The 18122-nt window shown below is 29.0% G+C and carries 14 protein-coding genes; 11 read left to right on the top strand and 3 right to left on the bottom strand.

Translation table 11 applies throughout. The features are described from left to right. The 10 genes from Q1B05_RS17765 to Q1B05_RS17720 form a co-directional block, all read left to right on the top strand. Nucleotides 1–983 (top strand): gliding motility-associated C-terminal domain-containing protein (locus Q1B05_RS17765; RefSeq protein WP_299782649.1); only part of this gene is annotated, 983 nt, incomplete at its 5' end. A 41-nt stretch (nucleotides 984–1024) separates the two neighbouring features. After that, on the top strand, nucleotides 1025–2029 hold the full coding sequence (locus Q1B05_RS17760; RefSeq protein ID WP_299782647.1) for a type IX secretion system membrane protein PorP/SprF: 1005 nt from the start codon (nucleotides 1025–1027) through the stop codon (nucleotides 2027–2029). Nucleotides 2030–2061: 32 nt separating this feature from the next. Then, on the top strand, nucleotides 2062–4011 hold the full coding sequence (locus tag Q1B05_RS17755) for an OmpA family protein (RefSeq protein WP_299782645.1): 1950 nt from the start codon (nucleotides 2062–2064) through the stop codon (nucleotides 4009–4011). A 524-nt stretch (nucleotides 4012–4535) separates the two neighbouring features. Further along, nucleotides 4536–5039, top strand: a complete 504-nt coding sequence (locus Q1B05_RS17750) for a DinB family protein (protein ID WP_299782643.1) — start codon at nucleotides 4536–4538, stop codon at nucleotides 5037–5039. Next, the gene (locus Q1B05_RS17745; protein WP_299782641.1) at nucleotides 5027–5728 is read left to right on the top strand and encodes an NRDE family protein; all 702 of its coding nucleotides are present in this window, start codon (nucleotides 5027–5029) and stop codon (nucleotides 5726–5728) included. Before Q1B05_RS17750 ends, Q1B05_RS17745 begins: the two co-directional genes overlap by 13 nt. Further along, a complete protein-coding gene (locus Q1B05_RS17740; protein WP_299782639.1) occupies nucleotides 5725–6771 on the top strand; it encodes a D-alanine--D-alanine ligase in 1047 nt (348 codons plus the stop codon). Before Q1B05_RS17745 ends, Q1B05_RS17740 begins: the two co-directional genes overlap by 4 nt. Before the next feature lie 4 nt (nucleotides 6772–6775). Beyond that, nucleotides 6776–7444 carry a hypothetical protein gene (locus Q1B05_RS17735; protein WP_299782637.1) on the top strand — a complete coding sequence of 223 codons (669 nt, stop codon included), beginning with the start codon at nucleotides 6776–6778 and terminating at the stop codon, nucleotides 7442–7444. Nucleotides 7445–7594: 150 nt separating this feature from the next. After that, nucleotides 7595–8377 (top strand): SdiA-regulated domain-containing protein, encoded by a 783-nt coding sequence (locus tag Q1B05_RS17730; protein WP_299782635.1) that lies wholly within the window; start codon nucleotides 7595–7597, stop codon nucleotides 8375–8377. A gap of 50 nt (nucleotides 8378–8427) precedes the next feature. Next, entirely contained in the window at nucleotides 8428–9489 is a 1062-nt protein-coding gene (locus Q1B05_RS17725; RefSeq protein ID WP_299782634.1) for a DUF2652 domain-containing protein, read from the top strand. An 87-nt stretch (nucleotides 9490–9576) separates the two neighbouring features. Next, entirely contained in the window at nucleotides 9577–10266 is a 690-nt protein-coding gene (locus Q1B05_RS17720; RefSeq protein ID WP_299782633.1) for a DUF547 domain-containing protein, read from the top strand. 31 nt (nucleotides 10267–10297) lie between these two features. Here Q1B05_RS17720 and Q1B05_RS17715 read toward each other — a convergent pair whose 3' ends face one another. From Q1B05_RS17715 to Q1B05_RS17705, 3 genes are all read right to left on the bottom strand, one after another. Further along, nucleotides 10298–14350, bottom strand: coding sequence for a two-component regulator propeller domain-containing protein (locus Q1B05_RS17715; RefSeq protein ID WP_299782632.1), 4053 nt, complete (start codon nucleotides 14348–14350; stop codon nucleotides 10298–10300). 402 nt (nucleotides 14351–14752) lie between these two features. Continuing rightward, nucleotides 14753–16315 carry a family 20 glycosylhydrolase gene (locus Q1B05_RS17710; RefSeq protein WP_299782631.1) on the bottom strand — a complete coding sequence of 521 codons (1563 nt, stop codon included), beginning with the start codon at nucleotides 16313–16315 and terminating at the stop codon, nucleotides 14753–14755. A 50-nt stretch (nucleotides 16316–16365) separates the two neighbouring features. Continuing rightward, the gene (locus Q1B05_RS17705) at nucleotides 16366–17190 is read right to left on the bottom strand and encodes a 6-phosphogluconolactonase (RefSeq protein WP_299782630.1); all 825 of its coding nucleotides are present in this window, start codon (nucleotides 17188–17190) and stop codon (nucleotides 16366–16368) included. Nucleotides 17191–17325: 135 nt separating this feature from the next. Here Q1B05_RS17705 and Q1B05_RS17700 point away from each other — a divergent pair, with 135 nt between their 5' ends. Continuing rightward, nucleotides 17326–18060, top strand: a complete 735-nt coding sequence (locus Q1B05_RS17700) for a hypothetical protein (RefSeq protein WP_299782629.1) — start codon at nucleotides 17326–17328, stop codon at nucleotides 18058–18060. The last annotated feature ends 62 nt before the right edge of the window (nucleotides 18061–18122 follow it).

Genomic DNA, 18122 nt, shown 5'->3' with positions numbered 1-18122 from the left:
CAGATGATCCAACCGATACCACCAATGCCGATGCCAATAACGATGGCGAACCTGATGATGCAACTGTCACTACTTTAAATACTAATCCATCAATTAGTCTAGTAAAAGAAGGAAGTTATGACAAAGTGAATAAGGTTATTACTTATGTGTTTACTGTAACAAATACAGGTAATGTTACCTTAACTAATATTACTATTAATGATCCATTATTAGGAGGAGATTTAAGTGGTAATATATCAAGTTTGGCTCCAGGAGAAAGTGACAGTACAACTTTTACTACTAATTATTTCGTAATTCAGGACGATTTAGATTTAGGATATGTAATTAACACTGCACTTGTCATGGGGGATGATTTGCAAGGAGAAACAGTATATGATACTTCAGGTACGGCATTAGATAATGATGATCTTACTGAAACAGATTTAGATATTACTCCACCTGAGGCTATAGATGATAAAGCTGAAACAACAATTGAAGAATCAGTAAGTATTTCAATTTTAGATAATGATATTTCTTATGATACAGATTTAATCTGTAGTACTATTGAAATTATTGACCAACCACAATATGGTACAGTAGAGTTAACATCTGGTTGTGAAGTAATATATACTCCAGATTCTAGTCTTAAATATACCGGAGAAGATAGTTTTACTTATATGGTTCAAGATGGAAATGGTCAATGGTCAAATGTGGCTACAGTTACTATAGATATATCAGGATTATTTATTCCAAATGTTATAACTCCTAATAAGGATGGAAAAAATGACACTTTTGAAATTATAGGTTTAGAATTTTACAGTAAAGCTCAGGTGTTAATTTTTAACAGATGGGGTAATGAAGTCTATAGAAATTCTGAGTATTCTAACAGTAACGGTTTCTCAGGAGAAGGATTAAATAAAGGAACATATTATTACCATATAAAACTAACCGATAAGCAAGGTGGTGTAAAAGGGTATGACGGATGGCTTTACATAAAAGACTAATTATTAAAGTAAAGATTATTAATAAAGAAGTTCATAAACGAATGAAAAAAGAATATTATTTGCTAATATTAATGCTCTTGGTGCTTTTTAAAGCACCAGAGTTAAGAGCTCAACAGGAAATTCAGTTTACACAATATATTTTTAATACGTTAAGTGTAAATCCTGCTTATGCAGGTTATAAAGATCAATGGTTTGCTCAAGTAGGATTAAGAAATCAATGGGCAGGTTTAGATGGAGCGCCACAAACAGGACAAGTATCTATAGATGGAATTGTGTCTCCAGATACTAGAAATGTTGGTGTAGGATTTCAGGTTACATCAGATCAATTAGGTCCACAAAAAGCAACAACAATTTATGGAAACTACGCGTATCGATTAAGGTTAAATGATGAAGACACTCAACGTTTAAGCTTAGGTATAGCAGCAGGCGTTGGTAGTTATGGTTTAGATGGTTCAATGTTTTCTCCTGTAAATGGAACAGACAGCGCTTTATTTAATACAAATGAAACTGTTTGGAAATGGAATCTTAGATTAGGATTATATTATTATAGTCCAAAATGGTATGCAGGAATTTCTTTTATGAATATTTTAGAAGACACGGAAAATTATCTTTTTGGAACAGACGATACTTATTATAATGTTGATCAGAATAAGCATATGTATTTTATAAGTGGTGTTCTTTTTAATTTGAATTCGTATTTGAAATTAAGACCAAGTATTCTTGTTAAAGATGATTTTAAAGGACCAACTAGTTTAGACATTAACGGAATGTTGATTTACAATGATAAGTTTTGGTTTGGTGCTAGTTATAGAACAGGAATTTCAATTTTCGATAAAGATTATGAAGATTACAGTGACAGTTTAAAATCTACTAATGCAATATCTGGAATCGTTCAATTTTATATTAACGATAAATTACGTATTGGATATTCTTATGATTATATGCTGAATACCTTAGGTAATTCCGAGAGTGGTTCTCATGAACTTACTTTAGGTTATACCTTCTCATCAAGTTCTAAAAGATTGATTAGTCCAAGATTCTTTTAAAATGTTTACCAATAGATTTTAAATAGATTAAAATGAAAATATACGCAATATTACTATTGAGTTTAATGAGCTTAATGTCTGTGCAAGCACAAGAACAGCCTAGTAACCGAAAAAAAGCAAATGAATACTTTGATAGTTACCAGTATGGAAAAGCAATACTCTTATATCAAAAACTTACAGATGTCGAAAAGCCAAAGTTAATAGATATGGAAAGATTGGCTTATTGTTACAGTCAAGTAAACGATTACGAGCTGTCTTCAAACTGGTATGCCCGAATAGTAGATTACCCAAAAAGTAATCCAGAAAATTTGTTGTTATATGCAACAACTTTAAAACAAACGGCTCGTTATGCAGAAGCTAAAAAAGTTTTAGAAAAATATATCCAAACTGAAGGTAGTAATCAAGATGTTGCCATTCAAATGGCAGGTTGTGATGCCGCAATAAAATGGATGGCAAATCCATTGGATTACAAAATTAAAAATGAAAAAGAAGTTAATACTCCGCTTTCAGAATTTGCAGCTTATCCGCTAAATAATGAAGTTTATTATACAGGTGAAGAACCAAAATCAGGAAAATTAGAACATTTAAGTTGGACAGGAGCTTCTTTTTTAAAGATATTTAAAGCAGATGTAGATAGTACAAGTTTAGAACTTAGTAATACAAGATTCGAAAATGTTGTTTTTAATAAAGGAAATCATAAATTTCATGTTGGTCCTGTAGCCAGTAATAAGTCTGGTAACGTGTTTTATGTAACGCGTACATATTCTGGAAAAGATGGACAAAAAACTAAAAAAGGTAAAGTTAAGTACAAAACCAATAAGTTAGAGCTATATATTTATACCAAAGAAAATGAAGGATGGGTTGCAAGACCTTTTGCCTATAATAATGTAAAAAAATATTCAATTGGACATGCTACTTTAAGTACAGACGAACAAATATTATATTATGTGTCGGATATGGAAGGAAGTATTGGTGGTTCAGATATTTGGTACTCAGAAAAACAAGCAGATGGCAGTTGGGGAGAACCTATAAATGCAGGAAAAACTATAAATGGTTATAAAAATGAAATGTTTCCTAGTATTGCTCCAGATGGAACACTTTATTTTTCAAGTAATAGTTTAGTAGGGTTAGGAGGCTTAGATATTTTTAAAGCTAAAGGTTCTAAAGACAGATGGTCAAATCCAGAAAACCTAAAGTATCCTGTAAACAGTGGAGGAGATGATTTTGCATATGTGATAAATAAAGAGAAAGAAAAAAAATTAAGTGGCTTTTTCTCTTCAAATAGATCTGGAGGTATAGGGAAAGACGATATTTATTCATTCAAATACGAGGAGCCTAAACTAGTTATTGTTCTTCAAGGGATTACTTATGAAGGAGAAACTACAGATAAAGAATTATCAGATGTAAAAGTTAGTCTATTCTCTAAAGACAGAGAGCTTATCGCTCAAAAATCAAGTGGATATGAAGGTGATTTTATTTTTGAATTAACCCCAGGAACAGAATTCAAATTATTAAGTCAAAAGCAAGAATTTTATTCAGATTCATTAACAATTAGTACAAAAAATAATATTAAGAATGATACCATTAAAGTAGCTTTACATTTAAAGCCACTTCTTGAAGTTGGTAAGAAGTTTGTTATCGAAGGTATTTTTTATGATTTTGATAAGTACAATATTAGAACAGATGCCCAGATTGTACTAAATGAATTGATAAGAATTATGAGAGATAACCCAACTTTAAAAATAGAGTTGTCATCTCATACCGATAGTCGAGGAGATGATGATTATAATATTAAATTATCGCAAAACAGAGCACAATCTGCAGTAGATTATCTTGTTAGTAGAGGTATCGCTAGGGATAGAATGATTGCTAAAGGTTATGGGGAAACACGTTTAGTTAATAAGTGTAAAAACGGTGTTCCATGTTCTAAAGAATTACATCAAGAAAATAGACGAACAGAGATAGAAGTCTTATCATATTAATATTTTCTCTCTATTCATTATTAGTCCCGCTACATAAGTTATAATTAGCTTTGTAGCGGGACTATTTTATTTAATGGTAATTATATTATTTTTTCCTTATTTAAACTTATTAAGTAACTTACAATGCTTTTAATTTTGCTACTACTGCATAGTAAGCTAGAGTTTCTATGTTTATTACACATTTCTATTCTTTCAAAAATACTTCAACCATATTTCAATAGTTCCTGTTGGTCTTTCTTGCTTTTAATAGTGGTGACAAATAATTCTAACATGTAACATTAAATAAACTTTTTATAATTTAAAAATTTGTTAGAACGTATAGTATTATCATTTTTAGTTGGTTAAAGTTAATTTGTTGCACGTAATTTTTTAATGTAAAATACCTTCCTAAATCAATTATGGCCGTTAAATGTGAGTAGTTTTTACAATTTTTAAATAAAAAAATGTTAGGAAAATAATTTTGAACGTCTATTTATAAGGTATTTGTTATCAAAACCAATCTGAAATTTTTTACCGACTATTATATGAAAACCTATTGCCAAGAAAATTTAAACGAAATAAAGAGCGTATTACACCAATTATTAGATGAGCAATATCAGCATAAATCTAGCACTATGTTTGGAGCAACTATTGGGCAACATGTAAGACATATTTTAGAGTTTTATCAGAGTGTAATTAACGGTTTAAAAACAAAAACAATTAATTATGATAATCGTAAAAGAAATCTTCTAATTGAAACAGAAACGCAATATGCTATTCAAATAATTGACGAGATTAATACCGCTTTAAATCAAATTAAAGGAGATACGCTTCTAGTTCTTGAAGGCGATTTTTCTGCAGAAGACAGAAAACAAATACAAATACAGACTTCTTTTTTAAGAGAGTTGGCATATTGTTTAGAACACAGTATTCATCATCAAGCGTTAATAAAAGTGGGGTTATTAGAATTAAATAGCATGTCTTTTATAGATGATACTTTTGGGTTGGCACCAGCAACAATAAGATATAGAAAAACATGTGCACAGTAACTTATATTCCGCAAACCGATGGTTTTATTTTAACCTCTAATAGAGATGAAAAAACACATCGCCCTACATTAGCTCCCGAAATTTACATCATAAATAATACTAGAGTAGTTTATCCTAAAGACAAACAAGCAGGCGGGACTTGGATTGCAGGAAACGAAAAAGGGACTTGTATAGTCTTGCTAAATGGGGCATTCGAGAATCATGAGAAAAAAGAAAATTATAGAAAAAGTAGAGGAACCATTTTATTAGAGATTTTAGACGCAGAAGATGTTCTAAATTATTTTATTGAAATAGATTTAACGCATATTGAACCTTTTACTTTAATTGTGGCACAGCATAATAAGTTAACCGAATTAAAATGGGACTCAAGACATAAATATCGTATTAATTATGATGTGTCTCAGCCTTTTATTTGGTCGTCTGCAACACTTTATAATCGCGAACAACAAGATTTGCGAAAACAATGGTTTAAAGATTTTATTCAAAAACAGAATAAAATAGATGACGTTAATATTCTAAAATTTCATAATAACACACAACCTTCAAACAATGAATATGGTTTGATTATTAATCGTAATGATGTCTTAACTACGGTAAGTATTAGTCAGTTAATTTTGAAAAACAACACTATTAAAATGACTTATATCGATAGAATTAATAATACACCCATTAAAGAAATTTCATTGTGATTAAAATAAAAAACACCTTACATAAATTAACGCATTGGGAATATTGGAATACTTATATTGTATATTTTCCAATCTATTTTTATTGGATATATTTAAGTATCAAGGCACGTTCTTTAGGTTTTTTTAATGCCAGTAACCCGAGAATTATTAATGGTGGATTTGCTATGGAAAGTAAAAAGGAAATCTACGATTTAATTCCAAATCAATATATTCCAGAAACACTATTGTTTAAATCAGGAACATCTTTAGAAGCTATTAAAACAGAATTACAACATACAAATCTTTTGTTCCCATTAATTATTAAACCAGATATAGGATTACAAGGATTACGAGTAGAAAAAATTGAAAATTGGGATGCGTTAGAATATTATTTAAAGAACGTTAATTATGATTTTTTAATTCAAGAATTCATTAATTATGACTTAGAAATTGGCTTGTTTTATTACCGAATGCCTTACGAAACTAAGGGTGTGATTTCTGGAATTGTTTACAAAGATTTTTTAATTGTAAAAGGAAATGGAAAGCACACCATTACAGAACTTATACACGAAAACCCAAGGTTTTTATTGCAATTAGATACGCTTAAAAATAAGTATGGAGATTTTTTAGAATCAATATTATTAAAGGACGAAGTATTTAATTTAATGCCTTTTGGTAATCATGTAAGAGGTAGTAAATTTACAGATGTTAGCGATTGGGCTAATAATACATTAACAAATACATTTGATGATATTTGTAAACAAATTCCGGATTTTCACTTTGGAAGATTAGATATAAAATTCCATTCGCGTGAAGATTTAGAAGTAGGAAAAAACTTTTCTATAATCGAACTTAATGGTGCTGGGAGTGAACCTACACATATTTACGATCCTAAACATTCTATCTTTTTTGCTTGGAAAGAGATTATAAAACATTACAATATTTTATACAAAATTAGCACCTATAATTTAAAAAAAGGAAGTCGATATTTAACCTTTTCAGAATCTATAAAAATGATTAAAGGGAATAATTCATTAAGAAAAAATTTAAAACTTTTAAGCTAAGATTTTGAAATTAATAGTAAAACATCTCTCAAACAGAAAACCCTTTTGGCTTGGCTTTTTTATAAGCTTCTTGGGGTCTTTACCATTAAGTTATCTAAATATAATTGCTTTAGAAATATTAATCGAACAAGGCTCTGTAAATACTTTTTTATTCGTTTTTGGAATTATAATCATCGAGTTTTTTGTGATGTACACTGTAAGTCGGTTTGCAAAATGGTTAGTTAAACAAAAAAAAGTATTAGTTTTTATTGATGTATTTACAATACTGTTCCTTTTAGGCATTGCTTCTTATTTATTTTTAACATTAAACAATACAAGCAGTTTTTCTTTAAAAGATGTTATGCAATTTAAATATTCTATAGTACTAGGGCTGTTATTAAACAGTTTAAATTTTGTACAATGGCCATACTGGTCTGGAGTATATTTATATTTATTTCGTACAGATAAACTTGCCGAAAATAAAAAATCTAATATGATTTTTATACCTGGCGCATTACTAGGAACTTGTTCAGGGATGTTAACGTTTGCTTATGTTGGTAAGTTTATTTTTGAAGACAATGTTGCTGTATTTAGTCCCTATTTAAATCTTATTATAGCTCTTTTGTTTTTGGTTCTAGGTTTTATTCAATTAATTCAATTCTCAGTAAAACAATATAAAATAAAGAATATATAATGTCACAATTTAAGATGATTGTTACTATAATAGGCTTTAAGTTTACAGTAGCTATATTTTCTTTTTCTTAGTAAAACACTAAATTCACATTCGTTTTTAATTAGTAAACCAGATATTATGTTTAAAAATGTTTTTCTCCTTTTGTTTTTTATGACTTGTAAAAATCCTAAATCAGAGATTAATTCTTCAATTTATCATTTAAACGAACCATCTCGTGTATGGGAAATGCCTAAAAAATTAGTTGAAATTTCAGGGATTTCAGTTTTAAATTTTCCAAACATTTTAAGTGTTAATGATGAAGAAGGTAAATTGTATGCATATAATCTTGAGACAAAAACAGTAGAGGATACATATAAATTTGGTAAAGACGGTGATTATGAAGATTTAGTTGTTGTTGATGATGTTATTTATGTTCTAAAATCTAACGGAACTATTTATGAAATTAACAACTTTAACAAGAAACCCAAAGTTAAAAAATACAAAACTTTTTTATCAGAAAAAGAAGACACAGAAGGGTTGTATTTTGATAAAGAAAGGAATCGTTTATTAATTGCTTGTAAAGAAGAGGTGAAAATTAATAACGAAACTAAAAATGTAATTTACGCATTTAACTTAGATACAAATACATTAAACAAAACTCCAGCTTATTCCATCTCAAAACAAGATTTTAAATTTCAAAATAAGAAACACCATTTTGCACCAAGTGGTTTAGCTATTAATCCTAAAACAAACACCTTATTTATTATTTCATCGGTTGGCAAATTAATGGTCGAAATGAATTTAGATGGTGATATTTTAAATAAATATTCGTTAGACTATCCGCTTTTTAAGCAACCGGAAGGCATCTTCTTTTCAGAAAATGGAGACTTGTATATTTCTAACGAAGGAAGGAAAGGAAAAGGGAATATTTTAAAATTCGATTATATAAAATGAAAATACTGTTTAGTATAAGTTTTTCTTTCGACTAAGTTAAAAACTAGCGTATGAAAAAAGCATTTTACTTTATGCCAGATATTAGTGGTTTTTCTGAATTTGTAAATACCACAGAAATTGAGCATAGTATTCATATTATTTCAGAATTATTAGAAATCTTAATAGATACTAATCCAATCGATTTTAAATTGGTAGAAGTAGAGGGTGATGCTTTGTTTATGTACACAACTAAAGAGCTTCAGTTTGATGATATTTTAAACCAAACACGAAAAATGATGCAAGCGTTTCATACCCATACTAAAATGTATGAACGTAAACGTATTTGTAATTGTGGTGCTTGTAAAACTACCAATAATTTAGAATTAAAATTTATTGTTCATTATGGCAATCTAAACTTTATTAAGGTAAAAAACATTGTAAAACCTTATGGTACAGATGTTATAAAAGTACATAGATTATTAAAAAATAATGTGCCTTTAGATGAATATTTACTTGTTTCAAGTGCAGTACACAAGCTGTATGAAAATCAGTTTGATACCGGATGGAAATCGCTAAAAGAAATATACGATGAACAAGAAGTAATATATTTTTATACGAATTTAAATCATATAAAAAATGAAGTCGAGATTCGAGAAAAACAATTACAAGAAAACAAAGTGGTAGCTCCTATACAAAGCATTCAAAAAACAATAGATTCAGATATTGATAGTCTGTATGTGTTAATAAGTAATCTTAAATACAGGCATTTATGGGATGAAAGTGTAAAGCGTATAGATTTTGATGAAAATAAAATTAACCGAATTGGTACGCAGCACAATTGTGTTTTACAATTTGGAAAATTAAATTTTGAAACGACTTCAGAAAAATCAGAAGAAAGTCTCATTTATGGAGAGAAAACTAGGGATATGATGTTTGTTAAAAATTTTCATTATGTACTTCGTTTAGATAAAATGAATGAATTTCAAACAAATTTAAGTTTAGATTTATTTTTAGAATTTAATGTGATCGGAAACATTATGAAACATAGTATTTTAATGATGATTGAAAAAAATTGGAATAAAAAACTTGAGAAATTAAATCAGATTGCCACCAAACAATCACTAAGTAATTAAAATTTAAGAGGATTAATTATTTTTATAGAGCAGGTATTTCCTAATTAAAAAACATATCATTTACTCCCAATAGAAGCACTTAAATTAATGAAAAAAGACCATACTTTACTTTCTCTGTCGGGAGAGTTATTATTACTTGTTAAACTTCAAAAAGACACAACACCGTTAGAGCAAGTGTTAAGCAAGTTTTCTATTACAACATTATTTTTTCAATTAGTTACAGATCAAGAAAAGAAAACATTTTGGGTTAATATTTATAATGCATATTATCAAATATTAGCTAATCGTTTAAGTGTAGAAGGCAAGGATGTCTTTTTAAAAAAAGAAATTACTATTGCAGAAACGCTATTTAGTTTAGACGATATTGAGCATGGTATTTTAAGACGATATAGGTGGAAAAAAAGTTTAGGGTATTTGCCTAATCTTTTTACACCTACTTTAATTAGAAAATTAGCCGTAAAAGAGATTGATTATCGCATTCATTTTGCTTTAAATTGTGGTGCAAAAAGTTGTCCGCCAATAGCATTTTACACCCTTGAAAAATTAAATGAACAGCTAGATAATGCTATGTATGCATTTATATCTTCTGAAACGACGATAGATAATGTGAATAAAACCATTAAAACGTCTAAACTACTGTTTTGGTATCAAGGAGACTTTGGTGGGGTAAAAGGTGTTAGAAATACATTAAAAAATGTGTTACAAGTAGAAATTACTTCTTATAAACTTAAATATAATACGTATAGTTGGGAGCCTCATCTAGATAATTATGTTTAATGAGGGTTTTTATAAAAACATATTCTAAAAATTACAATTCAAATCGCTCTAAAAAAGTATCTGCTTCAATGTTTTTAGCTTCTTTCTTGAATTGAGAAGGTGTAAGTTTAAATTGCGATTTAAAACATTTTGAAAAATATCTAGGATCATTAAATCCGACAGCAAAACAAGCTTCAGAAACATTAAGTTTATTTTTAATAATTAAAATAGCGGCTCTTTTTAAACGCAATAACCTTAATAAATCTACAATTGTTTTTCCTGTTAATTTCTGACATTTTCTGTAAATATTAGAATAACTCATGCCCATAGAGTCTGAAAGACTTTCAAGTTTAAATTCTGGGTTATCTAAATTGGCATTTAATATGGCTATTAATTTTTCTATAAACTCATCATCCTTAGATTTTTCAATAGTTTGTTCGGGGGCACTTAAATGTTTTAGATTCGCTTTTGTGTATATTTTTTGATTTTGAACTAAGATATTACGAACCTTTAATTGTAGTTCATTAATATCAAAAGGTTTTCTCATAAATTCTATTGCTCCATATTTTAAACCTTTTAATTTATAACCAGTAGGATTTTTCGCAGTTAAAAATATTAATGGAATGTGTGAAACTTCTCTATCTTTTTGTAAAATCTTACACATTTCTAAACCGTCCATATTTGGCATTGTAATGTCTGAAATTATAATATCGGGTAAAAAATCTTTAACCATTTTTAATCCTTCTTGGCCATTGTATGCACCATAAACATTATAGTTTTCATTAAATACTTCTAATAAGAAATGCAACATTTCATAGTTGTCTTCAACAATAAGTATCGATTCTTTATTCTGGCTACTTTTGTATTCTACTTTATTTAGAGAAGAAAGGTCTATGTTTTTTTTAATAGATGTCTTTTTCAATTCAACTCTTTCGCTTGCAGAATAAGCGTCTTTGTTAAGAGGGAAGGATACTGTAAAAGTTGTGCCTTTCTTTAATTTAGACTTGACATGTATTTCTGCTTTATGTAGGTTAACTAATTCTTTTACAAAAGCTAATCCTATGCCCATCCCTTTGCTGAAAACGGTATTATTAGATCTGTAAAAAAGTTTAAATATGTCGTTGTATTCTTTCTTAGAGATGCCATAACCAGAATCTATAATTGAAATGTTTAATTTCTGAGCATCTTCATCTAAGCTTGTTTTAATTGTTATTTTACCTTCAACAGGTGTATATTTAAATGCATTAGATAATAAATTATATATAATGTGCTCGACTAATTCTTTGTCAAACCATAATAGATATTCGGTTTCAAAATTTTCTAGTTCAAAATCAATTTTCTTAAATCGAGCTTCCTCTATAAAAGAATCAGAAATTTTACTTAGTTTTTTTATAATATTATTTTCTGTAACTTTTAACTTGAGTTGGCCAATTTCTTTATTTCTAATTGTGGTAAGCGTATTTGTAATTCTTGACAGGCGTTTTGCATTGTTATAAATAACTTTTAAACGTTGATTAAGAATGGGGTCGTTGTTATTTTGTGTTTTTTTTATAATTTCCTCTGCAGGTCCCATTATTAATGTTAATGGTGTTTGTATTTCATGAGACATTTTAGAAAAAAAGTTCATTTTTTCATAATAACTATTTGCTTCTTCTTCATTTTTTACTTTCTGAAGAATTAGATTTTTCTTTAAATAATACCATTTGTAAATACCATATAATACGGTAAATAAAAGTAATGTGTAAATTAAGAACGCTAACGGATGCATCCATAATGGAGGTGCAATTGTAATTGCAATTGTTTTTATAGGAATGTCCCAATTTCCTTTGGTTGTAGCCGCCTTTACTTCGAAGGTGTAATCTCCGTGAGGAATATTTGTATAGCTTGCAATACGTGTGTCTTTTGTAATTATCCACTCATTGTTAAAGCCTCTTAACCTATAAGCATACAGGTAATTATTATTTAAAATATTTCCAATGGCCGAGAATTTAAATAGAAATGAAGATTGATTTGCTTTTAATTTTAAATCTATTGTTTTCTCTACACCATCTTTTATTTGGTTAGGAATTATTATAGATGCAGATTTATTAAGAATTTCAATTGAATTTATTAATAGCTGTGGGTGAATTTTTGTTTTGCTAATATTATTCGGATAAAAACCATCTACACCATTAAGTCCTCCAAAATATAACATTCCAGATTTGTCTTTAAATGCACTTCTTTGCGTGTAATAATCGCTAAAAAAACCATCTGCTTTGGTGTATCTTTCGCTAGTTTCATCTTTTACATTAATATTCCACAACCCGTTATTAGAGCCTAACCAAAGATTGTTTTTATCTTCAATTAAAACGGTATGAAAATCTGTGCCTTCTAACGTTTTAAAATCATTGAATTTTTTAAAGGATTTATCATTAACATTAATAAAATAAATTTGACCTTCTAAATCGACTAACCATATTTTCTCATCACCGTCATAAGCCATAGAAACAATAGAATTGTATTGCTTTTTATTTCCATATTGTATGTTTTGAAAAACTGAGTTTTTTAAGATGGTTTCTTCATTAAAAATAAAAAGGCCTCCATTATCTACACCTAACCAAATTTTGCCACTAGCATCTTCTACAACACATCTAATTAACTCTCCATTTAAGTTGTGTTCTCCGAATTTAAAAGTGGCGATCTTTTCTTTTTTTGAATTGAAAATATATAAACACACATCTGAAGCAACCCAGATTCGTCCTTTACTATCTTTAAATGTTGTTAACACGTCCGAAGGTTCTTTTCCTTCAGCATGTAATAATGATATTTTTGATACCGTATCTTGTTTTGAATTATAAAACCAGAGTCCGTTTTTATAGGTCCCAATCCAAATGTTATTGTTGTCGTCCTCGGTAATGGTTTGAATGTAAAACCCTTCAATAGAATTATTAATGGTTAAGAATTGTTTTTCTTGCCCTGTAATTAAGTTCTTCTTTGTTAGACCTTTTCCGTCTGTTCCTATCCAAATATTATTATTCGTGTCTTTTAATAAAGATAAAACACGAGCAGAAATGTTTCCTTTTAATCCGTTATGATGAAATATTTTATTCGTGTTATTAACTAGTATATTAATATCTCCATAATTAGAAATAACCCATAAATTTTTGTCAGAATCTTCATTAATGTGTATGATTGAATTTGTACTTAAAGATGATTTGTTTAGAGATGTGTGTTTGTAACGAATTATATGCTCTGTAACGGGGTCTATCCGGTATAAACCTTCTCCATCAGAACCAACCCAAATAATACCATCACTATCTTTAAACATGGTTAAAATCATGTCGTTTTCTAGTATATCTACGCCGTCTTTGTAGTAGGAATAGTGTTTGGTTTTATTCGTTAATAGGTTATATTTAAATAACCCCATATATTTTGTGCCTATCCATAAATCGTTAGTGTTAGATAACGTTAAATACATAATCCCAGGATGGTTGTTGTAGTCTCCTTTTATTTCTAAAATTTCGCTATTGTAACATCTAAATAACTGTCCTTTATTGGTTGTTATAAATATATCTTCTTGAGATATTACGGTTAAATCAATGATTTCACTTCCCTTTAAATCTGTCTCAGGTATTAATTGTGTATGTTCAATTTTGAAAGATTTATCATTTAGAATGTGAATGGTGTTAGAAAAATCAATAATCCATATTTTTGAATTTTTCACAAAAATTTTATTGACTAAAAGGGGCGCTTCAGATTTCGATAATCTGTCATTAAGTTGTGTGTAATTACCGTTTTTTTCTCGTTTTGCTAATAAGCCTTTTTTTGAAAGTACTAAAAGGTTGTTTTGGAGGTCTAAATTTATAGTTTCAACCTCATCATCAATATTTGTTTTATTGAAGATAGAATCTACAGACTGAAACATATAATCGTACCCGTCATATTTCATAAGGCCATTAGATTGTGACATCCAAATGTAACCAAGAGAGTCTTGTATGGTGTTTTTTATTGTACGATATCCGTTTTCTGTTTTAGGAGAGATATGCAAAAAGGAACTTTCACTTTGACTAAAAAGAGTATTAAAAAATAAACTTAATACGATTATCAAAAGGATTTTCTGCTTCATGTAATATAAAAAAAACATTTAAAATTGTTAAAATATCATCAATGTTGTGAGTCTTGTACAAACATAACTAACTTTTTTTTAAACATAGACTACAACTAATTCGATATGTTAAAACGTAGTATTAACATGGTTTATTCTATCATAAAAAGAAAAAACAAGAGTTTAATATGTAAAGTCCGTAATTATTTAGTGACGTATTTATCGTAAAAAAATAATTACGTTTAGAAATTGTATGTTTTACATTTAGAAATAACGCATCAGCACATATAATTATATAAGTTATATTACAAAGTAGATTAAATAAGGGAGTGGTTTTGGGATTGTAGGCTCGTTTTATGTATTAAAGCAAGCCCGTTTATAAGTGTTTTGCTACAAATAAAGCAAGACGAATAGTTAGAAGATTTATTCTTTTAATTTTGCTAATCTATTATAAAGCACATGTACAGCTTGTACTCGTATTGCATTTTGTTCTTCTAATTCTGTATTATAAAGAAAGTCCTTATTTAAAGCAATAAATCTTTGGTCTAAGCTTTTTGCATCTTCAAGAATTGTATCTAACCGCTCTATTAATCCAGACGTTTGCGATATCCTGAAGTCTGGGGAATTATATTCAGATTCTATTGCTTTAAAATTTAGATATTGCATTCTTAAATCTGCCATTAATTTAAAATGATTAAATTCTTCTTGATTTTTTTTAGGAGTTAGTTTAATTAATTTTTCTCTTGTAATATTATATTCTGTTTTTAGGTGTTGAATGCTTTCTCCATTTACAGGTTTAGTGTTTTCTATAAGTATAGGTTTTACAGATAAGAATTGCCATAGATTTAGAGCTTCATTTGGTTGTAAACCAAATCTCTCTTTACCGTATTTTATAACAAAAGCCTCAGGATTTAATGGTTTGTTACTATTTAGAGCTTCGGCATAACTTGCTATTAAAATTCTAAATCCAGAAAGCGGATAGGTGTTTCGTATTTGTACCATATCTATAACATCGTAACCTACATCCCAAGTAAACCCATAAAGCCCTGTGGTAGACCATGACGTCATAACCATACCTTGGTAACCAGATTGTCGTGCATATGGAATAAACTCATTTTGATTTTTAAAATGGGTAGTCCAATCTATTACAAACCAGTTGTCTGGGTGAGAGCGTATTGCTGGTGATCCCCAAAATGTGAATCCTAATTTTTGTAAATTTGGGATGTCTCCAAAATGATTAATTTTCCATCCATAATTCCAGTCTATAAAAATGGTTTCTTTAGGTAAATCTGCTGCTGCTTCTGGGTGTTTTAAAATAATATCTGCCCACATTACAGGTCTTTTTCCTAACCCAATAATAATGTCTGCAATCATCTTCATATGATCTACAAATAGTTTCGATTTCCCTTCAGACTCTACTTTTTCCTTACATTTATCGCAATGTCCTAGTAAATAGGTTTCATCTCCACCAATATGAATATAGTCAGAGTTATGTGTGTTTGCTAATTCTGTTAGTAAATCTGTAAAGAGTGCTTTATTGTCTGCAACTTCCATAGGACATAATTGGGAGATGTCTTTGTTGTCTTCTTTTAAATTTGCATATCTAGGATTGCGCAAAATATACTCTACATGCCCTAATGATTGTTGTAGCGGAATAACTTCTATACCTAAAGCATTACAATGTGAAATAAAATCTTCTATTTCTTGTTTGCTATATGAATATTCATTTGAAATGGTCGCATGTTTTTCAAAAGGGAATGTGCCTTCCCATTCCATAACAAGCGTGTTTATACCTAAAGAAGCGAGTGTGTTTGCAAACTCATTAAGCGCTTTCGGCGTCATGACTTGTATTCTTAAATCCAGATGAAATCCTTTAATATTAAATGCTTTAAAAGGTGTTTTTTCTACTGTTTGAGCATTTAAATTAGGTTGTCCAAAGACAGTCGTTATTAATAGTAAACAGCTAAATATATACTTGTATTTCATCTGATTTTATTCGTTTAAATAATGTTATAAATTAGAATATTCAATTACTATTAAATTTTACTATATGCAGCTGTATCAAAATAAAATTTACAATTTACATGTGTTGTAAGTATCGATGCTGGGCATAATGTAGAAACTGGTCCTGTAATTGTGTTTTTAACAGCTTCACTTTTATTTACTCCCAATACAACACAGAATAGGTAATTGGCTTTAAAAAGGGGAGGTATAGTTAAGGTCACTGCTTGTTTTGGCACATCGTTTATAGTTTCAAAACACCCATCGTTTACTTGTTGTACACGACACTTTTCGTCTAATAAAACAACTTTCATTGTTTCTGGATCGTTAAAATCTGCTACTGGCGGATCGTTAAATGCGATATGACCATTTTCACCTATTCCTAGACAAACAATATCTATAGGTGCTTCTAGTAGTAACTTAGAATAATTTATAAGTTCTTCTGAAATGTTATGTTCAGGATTTATAAGATTTTTATGTGTAATAGTTACTCTAGAAAAAAGATTGCGTTCAAGGTAAGAAGAAAATAATGCTTCAGAGCCAGATTCTAACCCTATATATTCATCCATATTAAATGCTGTTATTTTATTCCAATCTATGCGTTCAGATTTTGTTAAATAACTAAACATAGAATCTTGAGACGGGGCAGCAGCAAAAATAATACGAACCATAGATTGTGTCGCTTGCAATTTTAAGATACAGTTCTCTATAGCTTCTCCTGCGGCATTCCCCGTACTAATCTTGTCAGAATAAATATTGATGTTTAGATGTGTATTCGACATATATTGAATAAGGTTTTTTCTAGATAAATGAATAATAGTATTAAGGATGTCCTTCTCAAAAATAGATATTTTTATCAAAAAAAATATTTTTGTAAAGCTATATTTTGCAGATTATGAGTGTTATACTGATATGTAACGGTATTTTGACGAAAAAGTAGTAGGTGTGAATTTTCGTTTCTTCATTACTTTATTCAATACATAAAATATATTTTAATGAAGTCAGATATTAATTATATACAGTTAAGGAATTATTTGTTTTTTTTTATTCAAGTGTTGTGTCTTCAAGCATGTTCGAGTCAAGAAAATACATTAGAAGCGCAAGATGAAAATCTTAATTCTAATACTTGGGAGTTTGACACTTTAGAAGGTTGGAAAGATGGTTCTCAAAATTTAAACAATCAAATTAATTATAATATCAGTAATGGTGTGTTAAAGATTTATACTAGAGCTAATACTTGGGATAGACCTAAAATTAAAACGCAGGAAAAAAATTATAAACAAGGCCGATATTTGTGGCGAATTTTTGTGCCAGAGATGGGAGTAGGAGATAAAGCGAGTGTAGGTGCTTTTATTTATTCTGATGATGGACATGAACTAGATTTTGAGATTGGTTACGGTAGTGAAAGTGTTAGACAAGATTTAAATGCTAAGGAGAACGATTTGGTTGTTTATATGACATCTCAAGCAAATCCTTTTCAATCTATTGTAAAAACGATTGAGAGAAATAAATGGTATACCGTAGAATTGGATTTAAAACTAGTTAATGAAAAGTATTTAGCTGTATGGTTTATAGATGATGTAGAGAAGACTAGACTTAACCTTAACTATGGAGAAGATACGCGTTTCTATATTTTTTGTAGTGTAGAGAACTTACAGTTTATAGGCGATCATATTCCTAGTCAAGATAATTACGGGGTGTTTGATACGGTCCAGTATACAGCATATTAATACTGTTTTAATGTTATTAATTGTAAACCATTAATATTTGTTTTTATAATAATAAAAAGTAA

Origin of the sequence: uncultured Formosa sp., assembly GCF_947500765.1 — a bacterium.
Classification (GTDB): Bacteria; Bacteroidota; Bacteroidia; order Flavobacteriales; family Flavobacteriaceae; genus Formosa.
The sequence above is the reverse complement of the archived record's forward strand: the minus strand, read 5'-3'. Positions and strand labels throughout refer to the sequence as shown.

What these genes read in the sequence shown, in the direction of transcription:
- Q1B05_RS17730 (WP_299782635.1), top strand. Translation starts at nt 7,595, where the DNA reads ATGACTTGTAAAAATCCTAAATCAGAGATTAATTCTTCAATTTATCAT.
- Q1B05_RS17710 (WP_299782631.1), bottom strand. Translation starts at nt 16,315, where the DNA reads ATGAAATACAAGTATATATTTAGCTGTTTACTATTAATAACGACTGTC.
- Q1B05_RS17725 (WP_299782634.1), top strand. Translation starts at nt 8,428, where the DNA reads ATGAAAAAAGCATTTTACTTTATGCCAGATATTAGTGGTTTTTCTGAA.
- Q1B05_RS17755 (WP_299782645.1), top strand. Translation starts at nt 2,062, where the DNA reads ATGAAAATATACGCAATATTACTATTGAGTTTAATGAGCTTAATGTCT.
- Q1B05_RS17750 (WP_299782643.1), top strand. Translation starts at nt 4,536, where the DNA reads ATGAAAACCTATTGCCAAGAAAATTTAAACGAAATAAAGAGCGTATTA.
- Q1B05_RS17720 (WP_299782633.1), top strand. Translation starts at nt 9,577, where the DNA reads ATGAAAAAAGACCATACTTTACTTTCTCTGTCGGGAGAGTTATTATTA.
- Q1B05_RS17715 (WP_299782632.1), bottom strand. Translation starts at nt 14,350, where the DNA reads ATGAAGCAGAAAATCCTTTTGATAATCGTATTAAGTTTATTTTTTAAT.
- Q1B05_RS17745 (WP_299782641.1), top strand. Translation starts at nt 5,027, where the DNA reads ATGTGCACAGTAACTTATATTCCGCAAACCGATGGTTTTATTTTAACC.
- Q1B05_RS17760 (WP_299782647.1), top strand. Translation starts at nt 1,025, where the DNA reads ATGAAAAAAGAATATTATTTGCTAATATTAATGCTCTTGGTGCTTTTT.
- Q1B05_RS17700 (WP_299782629.1), top strand. Translation starts at nt 17,326, where the DNA reads ATGAAGTCAGATATTAATTATATACAGTTAAGGAATTATTTGTTTTTT.